Consider the following 25747-nt stretch of genomic DNA (forward strand, 5'->3'; position numbering starts at 1 on the left):
AGCCAAATCACAAAAAGACGGATCTCACACACGGATGAACAGTGTGAAATCCGTCTTTTTGTGACGAAAAATTTCAAAAAAGGCTCAGTAAATAAAAGGAATTCAAGTGTAAATGTGGAATAACTACATTAACCTACATGCTAGAAAAAAAGAAGATAAACAGGGAGGTTTTCTGATGAAATCAACAGGTATCGTTAGAAAAGTAGATGAGTTGGGACGCATTGTTTTGCCGATTGAACTCCGACGCACACTTCATATTGACATTGGCGATGCCATTGAGGTTTATGTGGATCCGGAACGAATAACACTTAAAAAGTACATGCCTGCCTGCGTATTCTGCGGTAACTTCGAAAATATGACTTATTTCAAAGGAAAGCTGGTCTGCGGTACCTGCGTTGATGAAATCGTTTAGCTCCTAAAGCCCCCCCTCTCTAAAAAAGGCACTATGCCGCGCAGCTGAACGTTATCAGCTAGGCGACTCAGTGCCTTTTGTCCATTCTATTTCACTTCGATATGAACTTGATCTTGGCGATAGACTGCCAGCAATTTCCCTTCCGTATCTGCCGCGAACATGACTGTACGCTCTGCTTCCAGCTCGAAAACATAGCTCCGACCCGTAACAGGATCTTTCACCTCAATCTCGGTATCTACGCTAAACTCCGATACGAAGATAAACAAGGAGCCTTCCGCAAAGCTGAGCTTCCGCCCATAAACACCAGGCAGCTGCCCGCCTTTAACCCAAGTGAGCTCAGCTTGCACACCAGCCTCTGCCAATGCGAAATGATACAACGCCTCGACGCTTTCACTTCGTTCATTCAGTTCAACCGGAAGCGGACACCAGATTAGTTTTCCTTTGCCCAGCTCATAGGTCTCAACGACCCCATGTTGGGAATTCCATGTACCGCTGTTTCCTGTTCCACTCGACAAAGCCACCTCTTTATTCAGCTGCGCAATACGATCGCCACCGAAGGAAACCGGATGTACCTTTCCGTTCAGCACCATAGCTTCCTCACGCAGAACGTTGCTTAACACGGTGTCGCCGACAACCTCGGTCAATCGCGCCACGGGTGTCCAATATTCATTTAGCCCAAGTGGCCCTGTAAATAATAGAGTGCCTCCATTGGAACGCACATGTGCTGCAAGCTTTTCTAATGCAGCATCGCTGAAATTATGCGCACTTGGTACGATGATCAGCTTAGGATGAGCTTGAGCCAATGCGTCCAAATGATACTCGCCAAGTCCGCGGAAAGGCACATTCATCGAGTAAGCCAGTGTTCGCGTGAGTTTGGATGTGGCATCGCCAGCTAATTTCCGCGTAGAGAAATCATTGGAGTAAGGGAATACAGCTACGACTTCCTCCAGCTTTCGATCCACGAACAAGTCACGAATGCTGCCCATGAACGAACCAAAGTCATAAGAGACATCTGCTTCCGGCTTCTCCGTTCCATCTGCCCGAAGCGCCCCGATATGGGATTCATTGATATTGTTCATGTAGAAGTTGATATTCCAAATCCATTGAACGGCTCCCGCTCCACCCGTTGCAAACGAATAGGCATATTTACGCTCAAGAATATTGCGCAGCTCGTGTTCGGAGCGTTTTGCGCGGCCATCTGCCGTTTCTACATACATGATCCCTGTTTCTTGAATCAAACTTGGCTTATCCGGTGCTTTGGAGAAAATACCGTCCCAAACCAGTTGATCCATTAACCACCATGTATGAACCGTCGTATAATCAACCGCATCTGCATAGAAAAATGGAGAAGGGCGCTGAGCTCCCAAGCCTTCATCTTGTCCTACTGTCGCCAAATGCGCCGGATTAATACTGCGAATTGTGGCAATTAATTCATGCGCCCAGCGATTGTGCATATCCATCGTAAACAGCGTGTAATCCAGCCACGGAGATCCTTTTTTCTCCAGCGTCTCGGTTGTGTTCATATTCATATCAGCAACGTCCGGTAAACGCACACTTGCAAAATCCGGCAGTTCTTCCGTTGTCATATTCCAACGCTCTTGCAGCTTGCGGATATCACGATGCCGAGTCTCGAGCCAGTTCACAAAAGCGTCCTGTTCGAAGCGGTCATGCGCTGACTGGGGACCGGCAAAAGGCTTGTTCGGGTTAAACATGGACGGTTCGTTGATCAGATCCCAGTGCACGTTCGTCGTGTTTTGATGCCTGGAAACGATCGAAGAGATGAATCGTTTTTGTGCTTCAACGCTGCGCGGATCCAGATAAGGGTTAACCCCTTCCCATAGTTCTGGTGTGAAAGCAAAGAAGTTGAACGTTACTTCAATGTTATGTCTTTTGCAAGTCAAAATGAAAGCATCAATGGAACGCAGAACTTCCTCATAAGGATGCCCATCCACAAACATAACTTGACGCCAAGCCGACCAAATTCCCGTGCGCAGCAAATTAATCCCCGCTTTAACCATTTGCGCAATATCTCGATCCCATACGGATACGTTTGGCATGAATAAGAATTTGCGCGCCACATCGCTCGTCATATAAGTCATTCCTACAATCGGCAGCGGACGTCCATCTTTCTTAAAATAGTCGCGGTCACAAGACAGCGGTGTGCCCTCACGAAGCAGTTGCGCATCATAGCCCCAGTAGCCTTGGTTAAAAATACGCGTTTCGCCTGTATTCGCAACAGCCGTACAAACAGCCGTGTAATAGCCGGCTTCGATATCAACCGGAACATTCACCTTATGATATGTTAGCTCCCGAGACGCTTTCATTTGGAATTCAGTTGTCCACACAGGCACGGAATGTCCGTCTTTCTTCACTTCAACAGTGAATGTCCAACCTGTATTCTCAGAGTTGTCCCCGAAGCGATTGGCGAGAGTTTGCAATTGCACAGTCAGCGCTGCGCGATCACCTGGGTCATAGCACGCATAGTTCGGTTTGAACCAGATTTCAGTCACACCTCTGGCTGTGAAGGCAGACAGTTCTTTCAGCAACGTTGTCCCCCCCTGTGTCCAGAACGTATCATCAGTAACCAGATTTGCAAAAATCCAGCGACCGCCTGCGAAATCCCCCTTCGTATTTTCCAAAAGTACGATAGGTGCCGCAATCTCTCGTTCTTCACGTGAAATCCCTTTAAGAAGCGGGATCAGATGAGCATCCATGGGACCGCTGGAACCTACTTGACCTGGGTGATCATCGGCACGTGTTACATGAAGAACAAGACCAACCGTAGGCTGAACAGTCAGCAGTGCTTCTTTGCCAGCAAGCAAGGCAAGCTCTGAATGTGCTGCATAACGAGCAATTGGTGACGGATCAACAGGCAGAACTTCATGGATTTGAAGCTGCTGATGGTACGCTGTTTGTTCCGCCTCTAATTCCCAGTCAGATGCACCTGCATAAACGGGATTTCGGAAAGGCGCACTCCCCACATGAATAAGCCCCTTGCCCGCTCTTACATGCTTCAAGATGGCTTGCCATGCCTTTTTAGGGAAATAACGTCCGTGGAGATGAACCAAATTCGCTGCGCCTTGGGCCAGCGCTTCTTCTAATTCATCCGCTGCTGCGATGCGGCCAAACTGTGCTAACGCCTCTAGATGACTGTTGCTCGGGCGAATCCCTTCATAAGGAAACGACGGATCATAAAATATGATCGAATTATTCATATTCATCCTCCAACACGGAATTATTTTGTTATTTTTGTTAGGCTAACAATATTTGTTGTGATCATAATGTAATCAATTTCTCTCTCTAGGTCAACTCATTTTCAATAAAAAACTCCAACCATCATTGACAACATTCACTTTATATATAAAAATGTAATTTGTTAGTTTTGTTATGTTTTTCCCATTCCTGATAAGAGGGTGTCTCGTTTGAGCAAACATGTATCTATGCAGCAAATTGCCGACCGGCTCGGCTTGTCCAAATATACCGTATCCCAAGCGTTATCCGGCAAATCGGGCGTAAGCATCGAGAATCGGTTGCGTATTCAAGAGACTGCAAGGGCTATGGGCTACCTTATTCAGGGGAAGACTCATAGGATAAGCAAAGAAAGCTCCCTGACAGATTCAGCAGAAAAGGATCAAGCTGCTATTTCCAAAGAAGTCAGCCCTTACATATTGGTCTGGATTCAAGCTATGTATCAGCAGGACAACCCCTTCTGGGGCAAAGTTCTCGCAGGCATTGCAACAGCCAGCAGCGAACTCGGGTATGAGCATCTGATCGTACCTGTCCTTAAGGGACACACGGATTCTTTGCAAATCCCTTCCTACTTGGATCCCGCCTACTGCGCGGGCCACTTGCTTGCTGGTACGTTTCCATCCCTATCCGTCATTTCGCTGAAACAGACCGGTATTCCGCTAGTTTTAATTGATCATTTTGAACCTCTGGTCGATGTTGATTGTGTCCTGAACAATAATTTAGAAGCTGGTAAAATGGCTTGTCAGCGGCTGCTTGCGGCGGGCTTGAAGCGACTTGTATTCGTTGGCGACGACTCTTTCGCTGTCAGCTTTAAGGAGCGTTGGTGGGGATGCCGTCTAGCCATCGAAAACATTGCCGGTCCTGAGGAAACTTATTCCTTAAAGAGATGGCAGGTGCCTTATGGCCAGCCGCAGTTAATCTCCTATCTAGAACGGAAAGTAGCTGCGTTGACCCCGGACAGCATGCCTGAAGGAATCATTTGTGCCAACGATCAACTAGCACTCGATCTGATCCCTATCCTAGGAAGCAAAGGAATCGACATACCGAGTCAAATCAAAATTATCGCTTTCGACAACATTGAAGCCGCTGCCTACGCACAACCGCCGCTAAGCACATTTGAACTAGCCAAAGAATCCTTAGGCATTCGCGCCGTTGAAACCCTGCTTTATCGCAGGAATCACCCTGGGAGGCAATCGGAGAAAATCATTTTGTCATCACGCTTCATTGCCCGAGATTCAGGTTAAATAGCCTCATCAAACGCAAATAAGGCGTATAGATCAGCTCTTCAAAGAGCCTCTATACGCCTTGCGAATGTGCAATCGGCTATAACCGAGAAAGAACAATGGAAACAAGTATACCCACTATAGCAATCCAAAATAAATAAGAGCGCAGTACCCGTGACAGGCTTTTGTCCTGCCGATCAATAACCGCTTTCTTTCGCGAGCTGCTGTCCTTCGTTTCCGAGTCAAGCTCATCATTCACTTGTGAGCGCCAATTGATGAATTGAAAGCCAATTCCGCTAACGACCACTGAAATCATCAGAAGAATTAGCGACCCCATAAATAATTTGTCCGATATGGACTGCATCATGTATCTAACCTTTCTGTCTTCACCTATACTCCTAACCAGTTCTCCTATTATACTTCAAATCCGGCTTCGAATACATATGGAAAAAGCTGCCCCTAAGATCGGTTAGATCTTTGGCGGCAGCCCCTTCGTTCATAACCTATTACAATGTTTTATCTCCCGGTTTCCAGTTCACTGGACAAAGTCCGCCAGCTTGCAGCGCTTGAAGCACTCGCAACGTTTCATCCACGGAACGTCCGACATTCATATCCGTTATGACTTGGTAGCGAAGTACGCCTTCTGGATCGATAATGAACAGTCCACGGTGTGCAGCACCCGTTTCTTCGTCCAGAACACCATAACTGCGTGCTGTCTCTTTGGAAAAGTCACTGACCAATGGGAAATTCACAGGTCCGATCCCATTTTGCTCCCGCGGAGTTTGTGTCCAAGCTCTGTGCGTATGAATACTGTCAACGGAAGCACCTACAATTTCGCAATCCAGTTCAGCAAACTGCGTGTAATTGTCACTGAAAGCTGTAATTTCAGTTGGGCAAACGAATGTGAAGTCAAATGGCCAGAAGAAGAAAATAAGCCATTTGCCGCGGTAATCCTCCAGCGTGATTTTCTCATCCAAAGTCTCCATGTTTTTGGTCGACAAGAGTGAAAAGGAAGGAGCCGGCAGCCCTAATTTCGCAAATGGTTGTGTCGGTTGTAAAGTTAATTGTGTCATCGTATGATCTCCTCTTTCTATCTATTTATTGGGTTAGCTGAGATGAACTTGCGTTAGCTTGCGATTTCGGCCAGTGCTTTTTTAAGCTTAGTCACGTTTAGGCCTAGGATTTTATGCTCGCCAATGACGGTTACAGGCAAGGACATCAAGCCTAAGTCATGCAGCTCTTGTCCAAATTGATCGTTCAGATCGATATTTCTTTCTTCAAAAGCAACCTGCTGATCGTTCAAATACTTTTTCAACTGTTGGCAATAAGGGCAATTCGTACTGGAATAAACAATGACATTAGACATCGATATACATCTCCTTAGGGTGTGAGTTTATTTGTATTGCGGGATTAATTGCGCCCGTTTGTTAATAAATTTATCGACGGCCATCGCCGCGATCGCTCCGTCAGCAGCCGCCACAACAGCTTGTTTCACCGGTGTGCGTCTGACTTCGCCTGCTCCGAATACTCCGGCAACGGAGGATTGCATGGAGCTGTCCAGAATCATAAAACCATCCTCGTCCAGAGGCACTTGATCCTGCAAGAAATCGGTGCCTGGCTTGCTGCCGGAGAGGAAGACGAACACGCCATCGACTTTCAGCACCTCCTCCGATCCAGCGCTCGTGCGGATTCGAAGTCCCTCCACTTGCTTCTCGCCTAACACTTCCAGCGGCTTTGCTTTATATAAAATGGATGTCCCCTTCAGTTCTGGAACATGATGTACGCCTTGCAGCTCTGGACGCGGTACAACGAAATAGATTTTATCTGTAAATTTGCTCAGCGCCTGCGCTTCTTCCAAAGCTTCCTCCGAATCACCGATGACCGCCACCGTTTTGCCTTCAAAAAAGGCTCCATCACAAGTGGCGCATGTGCTTACCCCGCGCCCTAACAGGTTTTCTTCACCTGGCAGCATGCGATTGCGTCCTTTAGAACCTGTTGCAATAATAATGGACTTGCCTTCATAAATGCCATCCGCGGTAAAGACAACTTTGGTTTCGTCCTCTACATCCACAGCCGTAATCGTCGTCTGAATGAACTCCGCGCCAAAGCCTTTGGCTTGATCACGCATCGTATCGAGCAGATCTTTGCCCGATAGATCGCCTATGACGCCGGGATAATTGGCAATTTTGTGAGTGATCGCTAATGCTCCCGTGTTCGGTGCTTTGTCGATAACTAACGTTTTCAAGTTACCTCTTGCTGTATAAATGGCCGATGAGGCTCCCGCCGGTCCGGCTCCTATAATGATGACATCATACATAGCGTTTCACTCCCTTCATCATGTTAATTGCTTGTCCATTGATAATCCATCTCACATAATAATTATTATAATTAAATATAAATGAAAGTCAATCCTTTTTAAGAATAATTATAAATAAGAAAAATTAACGGAGGAGAACGATAGTTAAACAAACAGGCGCCACTGGTACTATATCTCACTCCGCAAAAAAGAACCCTCCAAATTTGGAGAGTTCTTTACACTTTTATCCATACGTTTGCGGGTGGTGACAGCTATGCTGGTATTACCCCTACTAGCAGAGTCGCAATCCAACTTACGATTCTCCTTTGGCTTCGATTCCGTGTTATTTGGACTATAGCTCGTCGATCGCTTGAACAACTAGCACCAACGCCTTAAGTCTTCTTTCTAAGAGCGTTCTTTGTGGACTACCAGGCTTCGACTTAATGTAACTGTTCTCAACTGAGGGGGGTTAAACCCAAAGAACATTGTGAGCTTCTACTAAATCTTCATGTTTGTATAGATGAGGTTTTTGATTCCATAAATTCTCTAAAATAGCTAAGCCAATGTAAACAGCATTAAGTCGTTTCTTTACTAAGGTAGTATTTGCGCCACTTTGAGTCATCTGGGATAAGGCGTTCTCGAGTTTTTTGATTGTAGATTGCAAAGATTTTAATGATTCGAACTTACGTTTCAGGTAACAGCCCTTGTTGCAACGTCCCTTGCTTTCCAAGTCCCTTACATCCTAGCTATTCTTTCTGGACTTAGGTGCTTCCTCTAAGCCTGTGAGACCAATGCCGCCATTGTTCGGCATAGCGTATTTCATAGGAAAATTTCTTACTTTACGCCGCTCACCCCATCGTTTGATGGTGCATATGTTTCCACATGCTCTAACTTTAGACCTGTACATTCGGAAGTTCGTCAGTTCAGTCTGTTTGAACGTCTGTTTGAACATTCTCACCATATCCAGTTTTTCAGCCGCGCGGCATATCCATTGGCATACCTTTTCTATTCGAATGGCTCCAGCCTTCGTTCTGCCGAATCTACCTGATCTCCACACCTCATGTTCTGTTAAACATAACGCGCACAGGAGTATTGACAGGCACTTAACTCGAAGAGGAGCCCACCTGAGTAAGTATCCCCGTCCCTATCCAATTCCCCAGTTAAAAGATAAGTTTCGACGTAAACTTTTGAATCTTATAAACAACTTATTGGTTGTCAAATAAGACCTCAGAGGTTAGTTGGATGTGTGCTCTAAAGAGCTGTGTAGCACGTTCACCATCGCGGCTAAGAACGGCATCTGTTAATGCCTTATGTTCAGCGAGTCCATCGCGAACTTGCTGTTGCTGGGGTGAACAATGCCGATAAAATTCGCTCAAATCCCAAAGGTTGCTGCAGATATCTAAGAGAACTGGATTAGGGCATGCAGCAATAAGCTCGTAATGAAATTGACGATGAATCTCAGACCATTCTTCGCGGACGACAAGCTTTTCATTCACTTCCTTGTACTCAGTCGTTTGCGATAGCTTGTGATGCACGGCAATTACAATAGATTCCCATGTGAGATCACCATAGGCGATGGATAGGCGTAAAGCTTCGGATTCATTGATTAACCTCGCTTGTATGATGTTGTTCAGTTCTTCTTCCGACGCCGTCTTTACTGAAAATCCGTGGTTAGGATTTTGCTGTACCAGACCCTGAGTCGCCAATCGCGTCAACGCTTCGCGAACAACGGCAACTGAGACTTCGAAACCTTTAGCTAATTCCAAAACTTTTAATGGAGCGCCTGGTTCATATTGTCCAGTCAAAATATCGGATTGTAGTTTCTTCTTCACATTCTCGCTTAAGGTGGACGAACCATTTCTTTTGGCCATGAAGCAGCACCTTCCTTCATGCACATTATAATTATACGTAATTGTATTTAGATAGTTTACACCGATATCAATAAAAAACAAACATTAAATTCGATAACAAATGATTAAATCGATTATCATTTACAGAATCGATTATTTAATGTATTATCGAAAATGAAAATAAAAGGAGGTAATTTATAATGAACAACAATCCATTTTCCAAATTGCCAGAAGTAGCAGTCTTTCAGTTGGAGAGTAATGACATTGTGGAGGGACATCCTCTACCGGCCCAGCATTATTCGGAGATGTCAACACTAGAGGGAAGTAAAGATCTCTCGCCCCATTTGAAGTGGTCGGGTGCACCCGACGGGACAAAGAGTTTTGTCGTAACTGCATATGATCCGGACGCCCCAACTGGATCGGGGTTGTGGCACTGGGCAGTTATCAATATCCCTGCCAGCGTTACCGAGCTACCCACAGGCGCAGGCGATGAGTATTCCAGCGGTTTGCCTCAAGGCTCCCTGCAACTACCGAATGATTTGAGACTCGATCGCTTTATCGGCGCAGCGCCTCCAGCGGGACACGGTCCTCATCGATATTATTTTGTTGTTCATGCGCTGGACGTCGAAAATATCAGTGTCGCCCCTAATTCCACGCCAGCTCTCCTTGGATTCACCATGTTGAGTCATACGCTGGGCAGAGCAGTTCTCATGGCAACAGGGGAAATCAAGTAACCCAAGATGTTGAAGCATAGGAGAGAATCATATGAGAAATTCCGAGTATCTTATGCGTATTTGAGCTTTTTTTTGTACACAACAAGGTTTGAAAAGCACAGTACTCCATGCAATGCGGAGTCAAGTACGGAGGAAGTGGTGAAGCTGAACGATCAGCCACATCATGTATGCCCCAATTGCCAGCAGCCAATTATAATTTTGAAGCATACCATCATTTGCAGCTGTGGGAGCAAGATTAAAAACAAAGTAAAATTTAAAATATATCCAGAAAAACTGAAAAGTCCTCATAATTGAGGACTTTTCAGTAAATTAGCGTTGAGCATCTCTGCCAGCGAAGTATTTAAAACATTACCTTGTCGGCTTAATCAGGTGAAACATTTAATCATCAATGGAATACAGGCTCTTTATTTCATCAATACGTTTTATCTTATAGAAATGAGGCATTCCAATGCAAACCAATCATAGCGTTCAAAAAAATAAAGGAGAGTTATTACTTGGTTTACTTGTCTTTACACTCATAATATCCGTCATGAATGCAACCATGTTTAATATTGTACTCCCTAATATCAGTAAACAATTTCAAATTTCTTCATCGCAAGCGAGTTGGATCATCACAGGCTATATGATTGTGTATGCAATTGGCTCGGTAACTTACGGTAAATTGACAGACAGATACAGCTTGAAGAATTTGTTGACGTTTGGTCTACTACTTTTTGCATTTGGGTCTGTCATCGGTTTAGTGGCTAGTGAATATTGGATGGTCATTGTGGGGCGAATTGTACAGGCAGCTGGTGCATCGGTCATTCCGGCGATTTCTATGATTGTACCAGTTCGTTACTTTACATCTGAAAGGCGCGGTCGTGCATTGGGTACCGTTGCAATCGGATTTTCACTTGGTTTGGCCATTGGTCCGATCATCGCTGGTGTGGTAAGCAGTACATGGAACTGGCGGGTACTATTTGTAATCTCGCTTTTATCATTACTTACGTTGCCGATGTATCGGAAATATTTAGATGATGAAAAGGGAGTTACCAGAAAAATGGATTATATTGGCGGAGTACTTCTGGCTGGTACCGTAGCCATTTTGTTACTGGCTCTAACAAGCGGAAGTGTTTGGCTTGCCTTAGGGGGAACTCTTACTTTCATTTTTTTCGTACTACGTATACGCTATACTCCAAACCCATTCATAAACCCAACCATATTTCGAAACAAACCGTTTTCATTCGGTCTAATTATTACTTTCGTCATGATCGGGATTGGCTTTGCTTTTCCATTCATTACACCTCAGCTACTTTCTTCTGTAAACCACTTGTCACCGGTTTTCATCGGAATAGTTATGTTGCCGTCGTCTTTAATGGCCGCGCTTTGGGGTCGACGAGGCGGTAAATTAGCAGATGAAAAGGGAGATCGTTTCCTTGTGTTTACTGCAGCTGCACTTCTTATTATCGGTTTCATCTCTTTGTCTTCCGTCGTTGGTATGTCGCCAGTATTTATTGCGATCTTTCTCATTTTCGGTATTCTTGGTCAATCGTTCATGCAAATTGCAATGTCAAACACTGTTTCACGTACACTCTCAAAAGAGAATATTGGCGTAGGGATGGGATTATTCTCGATGGTCACTTTTATTGCTACGGCTACATCAACAGCTATTATCGGCAAGATACTAGATCTGGGCACATCCACCATTCACTTAAATCCGATACCACAAAACAGTGCGACTTTCGTATATAGCAATATTTTCCTGATACTTCCCATTCTTATCGTTGTCGTAGCTGCATTATATTATGCCCAATTTGGGCGTACAGGTAAAATGGCTAAGGACGAAAGATGAATAGTGAACCAGTTACTTAGTAAAGGTAATATAGAAATGCTAGGTCAGATCGGGTTAGATAACATCAAAAATCAAAAGCCAGCCTGCTTAATCAAAAAAATCTGCATGCCAGTTCATTTAAAGTTAATAAGAGACCTTCTTCTAGCTGAGAATATATAACTCTCAGGTTTAATGCTGTTCATGAGAATCATACTTATTACGCGAACCTCTTTAGATCGTTTTTGATCAGTCATCTGAACAAGTTCTTGTCCTCTGACTCGGGACAAGAACTTGGAGTTCTCGTTCACCGCCCCTTAACCTTGAGATGTTGATATTTATTGATAATGTGATGCTTCATTGAGATTGAATAGTATTCTAATAACAACAAGAAATAGTGCCATTAAAATAAGTGCATAACCTACCCAACGCAAACTTAAACTCCTTTGTGACGATTTCGAACGTATGACGAATAATAACCCAGTACCTATAAACAATACTATAATTATTCCAAAATTGACCAAACGAACACTCCTTTCATTTAGTCCCACTCTTGTTTAGATGTTAATTGTGTAAGTTAGGTTTCGTTATCCCGCCCGTTTGCACAAAAGGCTGCACACGGCAGCCTCTTTAGGTTTGTTCAACAATCGTTATCCGTTAGGTTAACGCCAGCGCCCAGTCTACAACTTTATGATTACGGTCTAGTTCTTTATTGTTCAGTACTTCGTTTTATCGAACACCAACAAATCTTTTGCATTTCTCCACCCCATGCGTTACTATTTATATATTGACAAATTTGCAGGTCTATATAAGGAGGTTAACCCGCTATGTGCCCCCGTACCAAAGAACAAAATGAACTCATACGCATACAGCGCAGAGAACAGATCCTGGACGTCACCGCGCTCTCCTATTTTCGCACGGGCGGCAGCTTTGATATTCGCGACGTCGCCCGCGAGGCAGGGCTTGGTTACGGCACAGTGTACCATTATTACCCCAATCGGCATTTATTAATACAAGATGTGTTAGAAAGCGGCTTCGAACGATGCGAGCAAGTTATCGCACAATGGGCGAACATCAGCGGCAGCCCCCCGGATGACCCGCAGTTGTTGACGTATTGTAAAGCGCTGCTCCGGCTGTGGCAGTCGGACGCCCGCGCATATCTCGTCTACAAAATGGCGGCTGAACATTATGCAGGCTTGCCAGAAAAGGATCGACACCACGCCAAAAGAAAATTTATGGAACGGCTGTATGTTCCACTCCAATCGATCGCCCAGTGCGAAGACGACAGCGTCGACCATATGCTCGCCGTGCTAGTCGGTTGCTGTGGGCTGCACTACTATGCGGTTAATTCCGACCTGGACGTCGATCGAATCGCCCGACTCGCTATGCAAGCTATTACGAAGGAGTCCTGATACGAACATGGTCATTTTAAAAAGCAAGCATGAAATTAACGCTATCCGCAAGGCATGCCAAGTGGTGGCTGAATGCCATCGTACAATCGCCCCGCTTATCAAACCGGGTATTACCACCAACGAGATTGAGCGCATATTCGAGGAAATTATGTTGAAGCACGGCGCAAAGCCATACCAGAAAGGTTATAAGGGCTATCAATATGCGACCTGTGCCTCCGCCAACGATGTGATCGCACATGGCTTCCCTAGCAATAAGCCACTTGAGGAAGGCGATATCGTGACGATCGACACTGTCGCTGAGCTCGATGGCTGGCTCGGCGATTCGGCCTGGAGTTATGCGGTCGGACAGATCTCGCCGACGGCCGAGAAGTTGATGCGTGTCACGAAGGAATGTCTTGACCTGGGCATCGAGCAGGCGCAGCCCGGCAATCGACTAGGCGACGTGACGAGCGCGATTCAGCGGCATGCGGAATCACACGGTTTCGGCGTCGTGCGCGACCTTCTCGCCCATGGCATCGGCCGCGACCTGCACGAGGAGCCGACTTATATGCATGTCGGCAAGCCTGGAAAAGGCCCCCGTATCAAGGAAGGTATGGTGTTCACGATTGAGCCCATGATCACCGAAGGCACCTACTTCATGACAATCGATCCGGACGGCTGGACTGCACGGACGATGGACAACAAGCTCGCCGCCCAATATGAGCATACGATCGCCATCACGGCTGAAGGTCCACAAATTTTGACTGCGCAATAGAAAAATGAGAGGTCGACCAACGAAATGGTCGACCTCTCATTTTTTCGTATTCGGCATAGCATCTTTCTTTATTCGGTCGCAGGTGCATATGTTTCCACATGCTCTAACTTTAGACCTGTACATTCGGAAGTTCGTCAGTTCAGTCTGTTTGAACGTCTGTTTGAACATTCTCACCATATCCAGTTTTTCAGCCGCGCGGCATATCCATTGGCATACCTTTTCTATTCGAATGGCTCTAGCCTTCGTTCTGCCGAATCTACCTGATCTCCACACCTCATGTTCTGTTAAACATGACGCGCGCAGGAGTATTGGCGGGATGGTTTCGGGATACTTGGTTCCATCATTCCCATCCTCCGTTGTAAAGTTAAGATTACTCATTGTAATCTTCTGCTTTTTCACGCTGGTTGGCGCTTATAGCAGAACTTGTCATACTTCTCCGTTAGTTTAGTCTTTACCTTCCATCATGAATTTATACACATTTGCGACAAGAAAATCCCCCTAATATATGCAGACATTGAAGAACATATTTATTTTGTCTGAGTTTTATAGAATTAAATAAGAATGAAACTAAAGAGGTTATTCCTAATGTGGGATAACCTCTTTTTAGGCCAACTAATTATAAAATAAGTTTCCATTGATTCGAAAGACTATGTGGGTTCAACTCAAACTCAAAGTGTGAATTCCCCTACCACTCGGCGATACTCCCATCTTTATGCCGCCATACAGGGTTCTGCCATTGATGCCCAACAGCCACCATCTTCCTGACATGCGCTTCGTTCACTTCAATACCCAAACCAGGCCCTTGAGGAATTTGGACGAAGCCATCCTTGTACGCAAATACAGAACCATCAACGATATAATCTAGCAAATCACTGCCTTGATTGTAGTGAATGCCCAGACTTTGTTCCTGGATGAACGCATTATGCGCTGTTGCGTCTACCTGAAGACATGCCGCAAGCGCAATAGGTCCAAGCGGACAATGCGGTGCCAGAGCAACATCATAGGCCTCCGCCATCGAGGCAATTTTCTTACACTCTGTAATCCCCCCGGCATGTGACAGATCAGGTTGGATAATATCCACATACCCATCCGCCAACAGCGACTTGAAATCCCAACGGGAGAACATTCTCTCGCCAGTTGCGATAGGGATAGACGTATGCCGGGCAATTTCGCGTAATGCCTCGTTATTTTCAGCTAAGACTGGCTCCTCGATAAACATCAATTTGAAAGGTTCAAGCTCCTTAGCGAGAATCTTCGCCATCGGTTTATGGACGCGACCATGAAAATCAACGCCAATACCCACATATTTGCCGACAGATTCGCGAATAGCAGCAACACGTTCCAAAACTTGATCGATCTTCTCATAGGAATCAATATACTGGAGTTCCTCTGTCCCATTCATTTTGACCGCCGTGAAACCTGCGTCAACAATGGATTTAGCCGCTTGACCAACATCACTGGGACGGTCTCCGCCAATCCAGGAATAGACACGGATCGAATCGCGGCAAGCTCCGCCTAATAATTGATAGACAGGGGCATTATAATATTTGCCTTTAAGATCCCACAACGCCTGATCGATGCCGGCAATCGCGCTCATCAGAATCGGACCCCCGCGATAGAAGCCTGCGCGATACATCGTTTGCCAATGATCTTCGATACGAAGCGCATCTTTACCAATGATATAAGTCATCATTTCATGAACAGCCGTTTCCACCGTGGCTGCCTTGCCTTCAATCACAGGCTCCCCCCAGCCTACAAGGCCTTCATCGGTTTCCAATTTGAGGAATAGCCACCTCGGAGGTACTTTGAATAGTTCATAGCCGGTAATTTTCATAAATCATAGCTCCTCTCTATTGGGTCGCCCTGACGAATTGGGCTGCTTTATGTGTTAATTGTTCTAAAGAATCGGTAGTGATATCCCACTTGGCAGGGACAAGCGAACTGCCAATCCCGATGGCAGCAGCGCCAGCGTCCACAAAAGAGCGAATATTATCCAGATCGATGCCGCCCGTTGGCATTAACGGAATTTGCGGCAGGGGCCCTCGCAGACTCTTAATAAATGACGGCGAAATGGCGTCAGCCGGGAAAATTTTCACGATGTCAGCACCGTATTCATAAGCCGTCACGATTTCCGTAGGCGTATAAGCGCCGGGAATACTGACTGCACCATAACGTTTGGTCAACCGTATCGTTTCCACGTTAAGCGATGGCGAGAGGAGGAACGAGGCTCCGGCAAGCAGCGCCGCTCGTGCCGACTCTGGATCGAGTACGGTCCCTGCTCCAATCGCCATATCATCGCCGAATTCGGCGCGCAGCAGACGAATGGCCTCCAGAGCACCTGGCGTGTTCATTGTGACTTCGATCAGCCGGATGCCTCCAGCATGCAGCGCCAGTGCGACGGGCAGCATATGCTGCAGTTCCGTTCCCCGCACGATGCTGATAATTTTGTGTTCAAGAATCTGTGACAAGATGGTCATGCGATTCTGCTCCTTCCCGTTGCTGTTATCCTTTGACAGCCCCTTCGGTCAAGCCGGAAATTAATTGCTTTTGAAAAATAAGCACAATGATTAAAAGAGGCAGCACACTGATCACCGAGCCAGCCATAATCAAATGGTAGGGTGTATTGTTGCTGTCCTCCAGCGCCTTCAGAGCGACAGCGAGGGTCATATTTTCTTTGGATCTTAGAATGACAACAGGCCACATAAAGTTATTCCATTGTTTGACGAATAAAATGATGCCCAGCGCCGCAAAAGCGGATCGCAAATTAGGCAAAACGACTTTACGGAACAAGGTAAATTCGGAGCATCCGTCAATGCGCGCTGCTTCCATCATCTCATCAGGAATAGACCTGCAGTATTGACGCATAAAGAAGATACCGAACGCATTGGCCAAATCGGGAAGGATAACTCCCCAGAGGTTATCGATCAAGTGAAAATTTTTATAAATGACAAATAGCGGTACCATCGTCGCCTCATGAGGAATCATCAGGGAAGCCAGCACAAAAACAAATAACACTTGTTTGCCTCTGAATTGATATTTCGCAAAAGCGAATCCCCCCAAACCGCATAGGAATAGGGTTGCTACCGTAAAAACACTGGAAAGCAGCAGGCTGTTCCAGGCTACTCTACCAAAGCCTCTGTTGACAAAAAGTTCGGTGAAATTTCTCCATTGCCATATATGTGGAAGCCAGGTCGGTGGATTGGTGAATATTTCGCTAATGGACTTAACGGATGAACCGAACAGCCACAGCAGCGGAAAGATCATGAGAAACGAGACCAAGACCATCAGAATAAACATGATGATGGCTGTCCATCGTGTCTTTCCCTGGCTTGATTTGGGCCTAACCGGCCGGTTAAGACTGACCGTATTTTGCAAAAGTGTTCCCTCCTTATGTCTTATTTTTCATCAAACAAACGCATCTGGATCAAAGAAATGACCATCATCAGAATAAAAAAGCATACCGCAATCGAAGAGGCATAGCCGAAATTAAAATTCTGGAAGCTTTCATTAAATAACATTAGAACAGGCGTTAATGTTGAATTAAGCGGACCGCCTTTGGTCAGAATGAACGGTTCTGTAAACAAGGAAAAGGTCCCAATCGTTGATAATACCGTGCAAAAAAGTAAAATCTGCTTCACAAGCGGTACCGTAATCAGGAAAAAGCTTTTTATTTTGGTCGCTCCATCCACATAGGCAGCCTCATACAAGTCCTTAGGAATGCTTTGCAGACCAGTTAACACCAGCAGCATATTGTAGCCGAGCCAACGATACAGCACCATCATCGCGACAGATATTCGAGCCCACCAAGGTGATTCCAGCCAAGGGATCGGTTTACTTGTCCAGTGCATATTCGACAGCAGCGTATTGATCAGCCCATCCTGTGTATTGAACAACAGCACGAATACAAAGGACACAGCAACAACGGACACAAAATTGGGAACAAACAGAGCCATCCTGAAAAAGCCCTTGCCTACCATCCAATTGGCATTGAGTAAACTAGCAAAAATCAAAGCTAAGAACAGCATGATCGGCACATAGAGCAGGAAAATAACAACACTATTCCATAGGGAAAGCCAGAAGGTATGGTCGTTTAGTAAAATTGTATAGTTCTCAAAGCCGATAAAACTCTTTTCCTTGGAGCCATTCCAATCGGTAAAGCTAAGATAGAACGAATAAATAATCGGGTACAGCGAAAATACTAAGAAAAGTAAAAAGTAGGGCGAAATGTAAAAATAGGGAGCTAAACGAAGCTGCAATTTCCAGCCTGGACTTCTCATGAATGTACCTCCTTAAAGGGTAAAAAGAAAAAAGGAGGCATCGCTCCGATAAACGGCTGCAGCAAAGCATACGTTGATCGGGCAGGATGCCGAAAGTGATTTATTTCCTTTTAGTTTTCTGACGAAGCTCGTCTGCCATTGCTTTCAGTGCTTGATCCGTTGACACATTATTCAAGAAAATTTGCGCCCATACGTCCGTCATCCGTTTATTGGCCATCGGGAAATCCGATGTATAAGCAAGCGGATAGGTTTGTTTTAAGGACTCCGCATACACCTGACGGATAGGTTGGTTGTTAAAATAAGCGGATGGTTCATTAAACGCTGCATCACTGTAAGTGGTCGTTAAAGATGGGAATAGACCTGCTTTTTTCATCATAGTAATTTGCGACGTATCTTTACCTAACATAAATTCAATGAATTTCCACGCTTCTTCCGGATGCTTGGAATTTTTATTGATCGCTAAGTTTGATCCGCCTTGATTCGCGCCTGTATACTTATCATCTTTGGACCATTTTGGCATTGTCGTTACGGACCATTTGCCTTTATCATCAGGCGCATATTGCCCTTCTATAATCGCATCGTGCCAGGAACCGCCTACTACAGTCGCCACCTTGCCTTCCTTGATCGCGTTCCCCCAAGGATCGGTATTAGCGCGCGCATCGTAGACGAGACCTTCCTTCTGCATTTTGACCAAATAATCGGTAATCTCTTTGACTTCCGGTTTTTCCACCGATACATTACCTTCTTTATCAAAATACCAGACACCACGCTGCCACATCATCGATTCAAACACACGGTTGCTGGAATTCGTCTTGGAGTCGCCGAACATAAGAACACCGGTTTTCTCCTTAATTTGCTTAGCCGCTTGGTAGTAATCGTCCCATGATTGGATTTTCTGAGCGACTTCCTTCGGATCCGTCGGTAAGCCCGCTTTGGCGAAAATATCATTGCGGTAGAACATCACAACAGGACCGCTATCCCAAGGCATGGCGTATACTTTATTGTCTTTGGTCGCATCTTCCCATTTGTAGGCGTTCATTTTATCCTTATACGGTTCAACACGTTTGGTAATATCCAGGAGCGAATCAATCTGCACCATCTGCGCCATATTGGTAGATTCCAGACCTACGATATCTGGCACTGCGTCTTGCGTGTTCGAAGAAATCAAATACTTCTGATATAAATCAGTGGATTTCATGATTTGATATTCCACTTCAATATTCGGATTCTCTTTTTGGAACGCTTCCATGTTTGCGTCCAAACCAACTTTAGCCGACTCCCAGATCCATACCACCAGCTTAACTTTTTTGTCAGAACTTGCTGGACTTGCAGCACCGCCCGCTGTATTTGCTGTGGATGAAGAATTGGAACAAGCTGTCCCTACTAAGCTTATAGACAAGCAGCTTGCCAATAAGAGTGACCAACTTTTTCTTTTCATGAAGAATGCCTCCCTGTATGTTTATATCCTTATGTTAAAGCAGATGAAAAGGGTTTCATACCGACGAATGTTTGGAAAAAGTGTAATCTTTATCGAAAACGAAAAAATGCCTGCCCCCCTTCAGGGACAGGTGCATTTTTGTCTGGTTTTCTCGTCATTTTGTTTGAAGCCGATACTGGCCAGGCGTCAAGGAAGCGCTCTTTTTAAACCATTTGGAAAAATATTTGGCGTCATTAATGCCGACTTTCTCCGCAATTTCATCTGCCCGGAACGAGGTGCTCCGCAGCAATGCTTTGGCCCTTTCCAATTTCCGGTCGGAAATAAATGAAATGATGCTGGACCCCGTCGCTTCCTTAAAAATCGTGCTAAAATAACTGCGGCTTACGCCAATTTTGCTGGCAATATCGGCCGCCCGGAGATCCAGATACAGGTGCTGGTCGATATAGTCAATCGCGCTCAGAATATCCTCCTTATGCGCGTCATTAACCAGTTCGAACTCCTGTTCAATATGCTTCAGACGATGCAATCGATGTACGGATGACATCCACTGATCGGGGCTCGTGATGGGTCCTGCCTGCCTCCAACAGATGGAGCGGTTGTTGATTTTACTTCTCAGCAGCTCCTCACTGCAAGCCTGAAGACCTTGACTGCGGCAGAACAAGAAATAACTACCCTCGCTTTGCAGCAGCAGCATTTCCTCTTGTTCTGCAATGGTAAAGAATAATTCGCTTAATACATCAGACCGATTCAAAGGCGAATTCCCGCCTTGAAAGATATGGATCATGTAACCACCTTCTGTCATCCAATTCCATTCCTTCTCCAATCGGTGCATGAACTGATTTCTGGCCATCTGTTTCTTATCAATAAGCCATTCATCCAATTCACTAAGCTCTACAGAAGGCTCATCAGGGGTTGCACCCGTTGGTTTAGACAACTGTTTGGCAATTTCTTGGTGCAGACGATCCAAACACTCATCCAACTTCTGTTCATCCAGACTTGTTTTCACGATGTAATCCGTAATGCCAATCTGTATCCCTTGTTTGGCATATTCAAAATCTTTATGGCAGCTCAGGAATAAAATCTTGGTATCTGGCGCTTCCGCTCTCACCTTCTGGGCGAGTTCAATGCCGCTCATCTCTGGCATCACAATGTCCGTAATAACCACATGCGGCCGGTGTTCCAGAAACTTGTCCCAGCCTATACTTCCATTGGGCGCGTCATCAACGACGATCATATGATGCTTGGGCCAATCTGTTGTCAGGCGCAGTCCTTTGCGGACCAATTGTTCGTCATCGACAATGAGCACTTTAATGTAAGGTTCGTTTACAGTGTTTTCGGCCATTTTAACTTCACCTTTGTTCCTTTATTTCTTTCCGAATGGATAACTAATCCATAGGGTTCGCCAAAATGATGCTTAAACCGTTCATCCACATTTCTCATCCCCAATCCACCCGTTTTCCCTGGAATGACTTGACCTGTAGAAAGGAATGCCATATGTTCCGCTCGAATGCCAAGGCCGTCATCGACAATCTCTGCATGAATGTGATTATCCTTGGAACTAATCGTAAATGCGATATGACCTTGACCATCTATAAATCCGTGGAAAAAGATGTTCTCAAACAATGGCTGCAGCACCATACGCGGAACGAGGCGCTGCTCAAGATCAGGCTCGATCTGTAAGGAATACGTAAACACATCCCCATAGCGGTATCGCTGCATCTGCAAATAATGATGAATGATCTCAAGCTCCGTATGCAGGGGCACCAACACTTGCTTCACGTTAAAGCTGCCTTCCAGCACCGCCACCAGATGCTCCAGCATTTTGAGAATGTCTGTCTGACCGGCAAGCCGAGCCTTCCACTGAATACTGTTTAAGGTATTGAATAATAAATGCGGATTAATCTGATAGTGAAGCGCTTTTAATTCGGCTTCGCTTTTGAGCTTCTCCGTCGTGCTGATCTCATCGATTAAATCCCTAATTTGGCCCGTCATCCGATTGAATGTCTCGCTCAGATAACCTAATTCGTCCGAAGCATAGATCGGTGTCTGAATCGAAAGCTCGCCTTGTCCGAACCTGCGCATAGATTGCGCCATCTTCTTGATCGGTTTCGTAATCTGGAAAGAGAAGAAGCCGGCCATCACAAGGCCAAGAACCAGACTCATCACAGCAATAAATAACGAATATTTCAAGATAATACGGGAAGATTCGAAGAATACAGGATATGGAATGCTGGCTTCCACCACCCAATTCTCCGATTCCAACGGCTTCGACCATACGATGTCATTCGCATGCGAGACATAAGAAGCGGATGTTTGCAGCACGATCCCCCCATCCAAATTGCGGACTTGCAAATGGCTTTTCGTGTCGTCTTCAAATGCCTTTAGTAGACTCATGATTGAATCCGCTTTCATATCGATCAGCATTTTACTTCGTGCAGGCAACCCATAATGATCCTTAATAGGTAGTATTAAACTGATGACATCACCAGCAGGCGCAGAAGAATAATAATCTGGATGATGAATAAGAATGCGCTTACCTGATTGCAGCGACGCTTGCTGCCAAAAGTCAGAGTTCAGCAGCCGCTCCGTTACGATGCCATCGTTGCCCATGAATCTTCCATTCGGCGTTACCACATTCACACTTAATATATTGGTGTTCTCAAAAGAGGACATATACCGCTTTAATCCCTTTTCTTCTATATACTCACTATACGTAGCCGGTTCATGATCATCAATGACGATCGATGAGGAGATCAGGTACGTTAATATATTTCCTGAAATATTATCCATTTGCTTTAAACTGGCATCCAGATGAAGCTTGAGCTGGTCTACCGCATAAAGTCCATAATTGCCAAACTGTTTATTCACAATCTCGGACGACTTATTGGTTGAAAAATAACAGAGCGTAAGTAATGGCAGGATCGCTACTATCAAGAAAAAAACAAGCAGTTTGGTGTTCACGCTCTTATTCAACGGAAAATATTTGGATTTCATCCTATCAGCCTTCTTCAACATGGAGTAAGAATAATCATCGAGTACCTCTATTTTATCACATTAAATCGTGTTTATGGTATCCAACAAGGAGAATAGACAAACAAGTGTCCCCTAGGTCAGCAACTTTGGGGACACTTCCATACGTATTTTATAGGAATTATGATTCGTCTTCTTTAAAAATTGGCATGATGTGCAGCTCGAACTGGAATTCTCTCTCGTCCAATCGATATCGCTCCAGAAGCTCCGGACCACACGAATTCGATCCGACACCACTCATCTTGTAATCGAGATGAACGATCGTTTCCTTCCGTTTCACCAGCTCAACATCATGCGCAGCAAGCGTTAAGTCCTCTGGGCTATAATGTGACGCGTTAAAGCTGAATTCGCCATTGCTTGTAAAGCGCATGCCCATCCCCTGCTCATTGGACACAATCGCCCATTCGGTGCCGTATCTGGCCCCATTCTCTTGCGGCATAATATAATTCTCGAACATATCATCCACACGCAGCAGATATTTGCCTTTTCTTACGCTGTGGCGTTTATCGATGTAGCTTTCATGCGGCCCCAGTCCAAAATATTCCACCTCTTCCGTTCCGCCAGGCATCGTGAGCTGCAAGCCAAAGCGGGGAAGGAACGTAAGTCCTTCTCTGACGTTCACGTTCACGCGCAGGTCAATTGCTCCTGTACCGTCGATTCTCCAGATGGCTGTACCATGAAGAAGAGGAATCTTAATATAACCGCCTAGTGAGAAATCAACCGTAATCTCCACATCCGCCTGCGATTGCTTGCTGATCTCCGCCTTGTACACATGCATAACCGCACGATCATAATTGTCTTCAAGCCACAAACGTTTGATTTTGCGGTCGTTATCGGTTGGCGCCCGCCAAATCGTGAACTTCGGAGGAGCCTCAATCATATTCACGCCATGCTTGGTTATCCGCGTGAAGGTACCGTCATGCAGGTCAAAAACATGGCAGAAATCAAATCCTTCTACAATTAGGCTGTGATCTTGCTGCTGCAGCTCAATTGTGGCACTCGTCTCGATTCGTGGCAGCTTCTCCACAACAACCGGCAGCTCGAACTGTTCGAACGTAATCTCGTGTCCTACTGCAGCACACTGGGTATCCCGGCGCAGTTTGAAGCTTACGGTAAGGAAATATCTGCTTGCTGACGACTCTGGCAGCTTATAAGGAATTGTTACGGTTTGCGTCTGATGAGGAGCAGCATTGACCTCGTTCATCTCTCCCTGTTCAGTGGTTCGTCCATCCTTCTCCACTTTCCAAGTCATAACGATATGGGTAAGATCCTGAAAGTCATACAGATTCGTCACTGTGATGACTCCATTACGCAGGTCCGCAGCCTCTACCCGAATTGGCGCAATCACTTTTTTCAGTTCCAAAAGGCCTGTATGCGGTTTGCGGTCGGGGTCCACGAGCCCATCGATGCAGAAGTTGCCGTCATTGGGTTGATCGCCGAAATCGCCGCCATAAGCAAAGAATGGCGTGCCGTCCTGGGTACGCGTCTTGATGCCATGATCCGACCATTCCCAGACACAGCCGCCCATGAGCTTCGGATGCTTATAGATGACATCCCAGTAATCTTTCAGATCACCTGGACCATTCCCCATCGCATGACTGTATTCGCATAAAAACATCGGTTTGGTACTGTTCTCGTCACTCGCGTAAGCATCAATATAAGCAGGGGAAGAATACATACGTCCTTCCACATCGATCACTTCCGTATCGGCGCTGCCCTTATGCCGAGGATCGATGCCCTCATAATGAACCGGTCTGGAACGATCTCTGGCTTTCGTCCATGCTGCCATGGCAATATGGTTTACGTCATAACCGGACTCGTTGCCCATTGACCACATCACGATGGAAGGATGGTTCTTGTCCCTCTCCACCATTCGCTCCGCCCGATCGACGAAAGCTCGCTGCCAAGCCGGATTCTTGGTCAGCATATGGTAATCTCCTGCGTGGAACACGCCATGACATTCCAAATCTGCCTCATCGATGACATAGAACCCATACTCGTTACACAGATTTAAAAAACGAGGATCGTTTGGATAATGGGACGTACGAACTGTGTTAATATTATGGTTCTTCATTAAGATTAAATCCTTGATCATATGATTCATCGGAATCGTTTGCCCTAGCTCCGGATGCGAGTCATGACGATTGACTCCTTTTAATTTGACCGGCATGCCGTTGATTAAGAAGACACCATCTTTAATCTCTATTTTTCTAAAACCGACTTGAAACAGCAGCACTTCGTCGCCAGCGTAAACATATAGCTGGTACAAATAAGGCTGCTCTGCATTCCACAGCTTGGGCTCGTCTATTTGAAGTTCGATGGTTCCGCTTCGATCAATGAGTGAGTTTCCTTCTTGAATGATCTGGTCTGCGGCATCTTTTAATTCGACTCTGACGGGTAAAGCGCCCGTTGTTGTAATCTCACAGCGAATGGTGGCTTGGCGCATATCTTCCGACAACTCCTGGCGGTTGAACACGTCCCGGATATGGTTCTTGCTGCGCGCAAGCAGGTAGACATCCCTGAAAATTCCGGAAAATCTCCACAGATCCTGATCCTCCAGGTACGTCCCGTCACACCATTTCAACACCATGACCGCCATCCGATTCTTGCCAGCCTTCAGATATGGTGAGATATCGAACTCTGCAGGGACTCGGCTGCCTTGACTGTATCCGACGAACGCGCCATTCACCCATAGATACATACAGGAGTTGACACCTTCGAAAACCATATATTTCTCTTTGTCCGCCCACTGCTCGGAAATTTGAAAGTCCCTGACATACAATCCTGCCGGATTCTCATTCGGTACAAAAGGCGGATCACATGGGAATGGATAGTTTACATTCGTGTAGTGATTCTGGTCATACCCGTTCACCTGCCAACAGGATGGCACGATCATGTCATCCCAGCCGTTCACATCGGCATCGGCATCGTAGAAACCATCCTGCACTTCTTTCACGCTGCGTACATACTGAAACTTCCAAAGTCCGTTCAAAGTCTGATAATACGGGGATTTTCCTCTCTTGTGATTGCATGCGCTTGTCTCATCCGCATAAGGGATATAATAGGCTCGCGGAGCTATTCTATTGATATGCAGAACATCTAAGTTTTCCCAATATTTCTCAATGTTTATCACTTTCGTATGACCCCTCACCTGTGTTTAGTAAACGATTACAACCTACTCTCTCATCTTAGATGGAATGCGCCTATTTTCGCACAGACATATGTTTGAAAATGGTGCATTCTTTTTCGAAATACGCAGGCCTAT

20 protein-coding genes and 1 pseudogene are annotated in these 25747 nt (G+C 45.6%); 6 read left to right on the forward strand and 15 right to left on the reverse strand.

What is annotated here, in order from left to right:
* Positions 1–172: 172 nt before the first annotated feature.
* Positions 173–412 carry an AbrB/MazE/SpoVT family DNA-binding domain-containing protein gene (locus tag HQN90_RS15355; protein ID WP_275942585.1) on the forward strand — a complete coding sequence of 80 codons (240 nt, stop codon included), beginning with the start codon at positions 173–175 and terminating at the stop codon, positions 410–412.
* Positions 413–498: 86 nt separating this feature from the next.
* Here the strand turns inward: HQN90_RS15355 and HQN90_RS15360 are convergent, their stop codons facing one another.
* The gene (locus HQN90_RS15360; protein ID WP_173220138.1) at positions 499–3627 is read right to left on the reverse strand and encodes a beta-galactosidase; all 3129 of its coding nucleotides are present in this window, start codon (positions 3625–3627) and stop codon (positions 499–501) included.
* A 198-nt stretch (positions 3628–3825) separates the two neighbouring features.
* On the opposite strand from HQN90_RS15360, the gene HQN90_RS15365 reads away from it, so the two are divergent.
* Entirely contained in the window at positions 3826–4905 is a 1080-nt protein-coding gene (locus tag HQN90_RS15365) for a LacI family DNA-binding transcriptional regulator (RefSeq protein WP_338042329.1), read from the forward strand.
* Positions 4906–4984: 79 nt separating this feature from the next.
* Here the strand turns inward: HQN90_RS15365 and HQN90_RS15370 are convergent, their stop codons facing one another.
* The 6 genes and pseudogenes from HQN90_RS15370 to HQN90_RS15395 all read right to left on the reverse strand — a co-directional run bounded on the left by HQN90_RS15370 (position 4985) and on the right by HQN90_RS15395 (position 9051).
* A complete protein-coding gene (locus tag HQN90_RS15370) occupies positions 4985–5251 on the reverse strand; it encodes a hypothetical protein (protein WP_079421276.1) in 267 nt (88 codons plus the stop codon).
* 139 nt (positions 5252–5390) lie between these two features.
* On the reverse strand, positions 5391–5957 hold the full coding sequence (locus HQN90_RS15375) for a peroxiredoxin (RefSeq protein WP_173220142.1): 567 nt from the start codon (positions 5955–5957) through the stop codon (positions 5391–5393).
* A 53-nt stretch (positions 5958–6010) separates the two neighbouring features.
* Positions 6011–6250, reverse strand: coding sequence for a glutaredoxin family protein (locus HQN90_RS15380; RefSeq protein WP_079421278.1), 240 nt, complete (start codon positions 6248–6250; stop codon positions 6011–6013).
* Between the two features lie 27 nt (positions 6251–6277).
* Entirely contained in the window at positions 6278–7201 is a 924-nt protein-coding gene (locus tag HQN90_RS15385; RefSeq protein WP_173220145.1) for an NAD(P)/FAD-dependent oxidoreductase, read from the reverse strand.
* Between the two features lie 331 nt (positions 7202–7532).
* Positions 7533–7874 (reverse strand): annotated as a pseudogene (locus HQN90_RS15390) (hypothetical protein).
* Positions 7875–8385: 511 nt separating this feature from the next.
* A complete protein-coding gene (locus HQN90_RS15395; protein ID WP_173220147.1) occupies positions 8386–9051 on the reverse strand; it encodes a GntR family transcriptional regulator in 666 nt (221 codons plus the stop codon).
* 179 nt (positions 9052–9230) lie between these two features.
* Between HQN90_RS15395 and HQN90_RS15400 the strand changes: the two genes are divergently transcribed.
* The 4 genes from HQN90_RS15400 (at position 9231) to map (ending at position 13737) form a co-directional block, all read left to right on the forward strand.
* On the forward strand, positions 9231–9764 hold the full coding sequence (locus HQN90_RS15400) for a YbhB/YbcL family Raf kinase inhibitor-like protein (protein WP_079419877.1): 534 nt from the start codon (positions 9231–9233) through the stop codon (positions 9762–9764).
* A 448-nt stretch (positions 9765–10212) separates the two neighbouring features.
* On the forward strand, positions 10213–11595 hold the full coding sequence (locus HQN90_RS15405) for an MFS transporter (RefSeq protein ID WP_173220149.1): 1383 nt from the start codon (positions 10213–10215) through the stop codon (positions 11593–11595).
* Positions 11596–12398: 803 nt separating this feature from the next.
* Positions 12399–12983, forward strand: coding sequence for a TetR/AcrR family transcriptional regulator (locus HQN90_RS15410; RefSeq protein WP_173220151.1), 585 nt, complete (start codon positions 12399–12401; stop codon positions 12981–12983).
* Between the two features lie 7 nt (positions 12984–12990).
* On the forward strand, positions 12991–13737 hold the full coding sequence (gene map, locus HQN90_RS15415) for a type I methionyl aminopeptidase (RefSeq protein ID WP_173220153.1): 747 nt from the start codon (positions 12991–12993) through the stop codon (positions 13735–13737).
* 685 nt (positions 13738–14422) lie between these two features.
* Here the strand turns inward: map and dgoD are convergent.
* The 8 genes from dgoD to HQN90_RS15455 form a co-directional block, all read right to left on the reverse strand.
* Positions 14423–15571 (reverse strand): galactonate dehydratase, encoded by a 1149-nt coding sequence (gene dgoD, locus HQN90_RS15420; RefSeq protein ID WP_173220155.1) that lies wholly within the window; start codon positions 15569–15571, stop codon positions 14423–14425.
* Positions 15572–15587: 16 nt separating this feature from the next.
* Positions 15588–16214, reverse strand: a complete 627-nt coding sequence (locus tag HQN90_RS15425; RefSeq protein WP_173220157.1) for a bifunctional 4-hydroxy-2-oxoglutarate aldolase/2-dehydro-3-deoxy-phosphogluconate aldolase — start codon at positions 16212–16214, stop codon at positions 15588–15590.
* A gap of 25 nt (positions 16215–16239) precedes the next feature.
* Positions 16240–17112, reverse strand: a complete 873-nt coding sequence (locus HQN90_RS15430; protein WP_246362442.1) for a carbohydrate ABC transporter permease — start codon at positions 17110–17112, stop codon at positions 16240–16242.
* Between the two features lie 20 nt (positions 17113–17132).
* Positions 17133–18014, reverse strand: coding sequence for a carbohydrate ABC transporter permease (locus HQN90_RS15435; protein ID WP_173220159.1), 882 nt, complete (start codon positions 18012–18014; stop codon positions 17133–17135).
* Positions 18015–18114: 100 nt separating this feature from the next.
* Entirely contained in the window at positions 18115–19452 is a 1338-nt protein-coding gene (locus HQN90_RS15440) for an ABC transporter substrate-binding protein (protein WP_173220161.1), read from the reverse strand.
* Between the two features lie 154 nt (positions 19453–19606).
* Positions 19607–20794, reverse strand: coding sequence for a response regulator transcription factor (locus tag HQN90_RS15445; protein ID WP_173220163.1), 1188 nt, complete (start codon positions 20792–20794; stop codon positions 19607–19609).
* Positions 20776–22446: a cache domain-containing sensor histidine kinase gene (locus HQN90_RS15450; protein ID WP_173220165.1), complete on the reverse strand. Its 1671-nt coding sequence runs from the start codon at positions 22444–22446 to the stop codon at positions 20776–20778. The genes HQN90_RS15445 and HQN90_RS15450 overlap by 19 nt, the downstream gene beginning before the upstream one ends.
* A 157-nt stretch (positions 22447–22603) precedes the next feature.
* The gene (locus tag HQN90_RS15455) at positions 22604–25615 is read right to left on the reverse strand and encodes a glycoside hydrolase family 2 TIM barrel-domain containing protein (RefSeq protein WP_173220167.1); all 3012 of its coding nucleotides are present in this window, start codon (positions 25613–25615) and stop codon (positions 22604–22606) included.
* Between the last annotated feature and the right edge of the window lie 132 nt (positions 25616–25747).

The sequence above is a fragment of the Paenibacillus alba genome, from assembly GCF_013204855.1.
Taxonomy (GTDB): Bacteria; Bacillota; Bacilli; order Paenibacillales; family NBRC-103111; genus Paenibacillus_E; species Paenibacillus_E alba.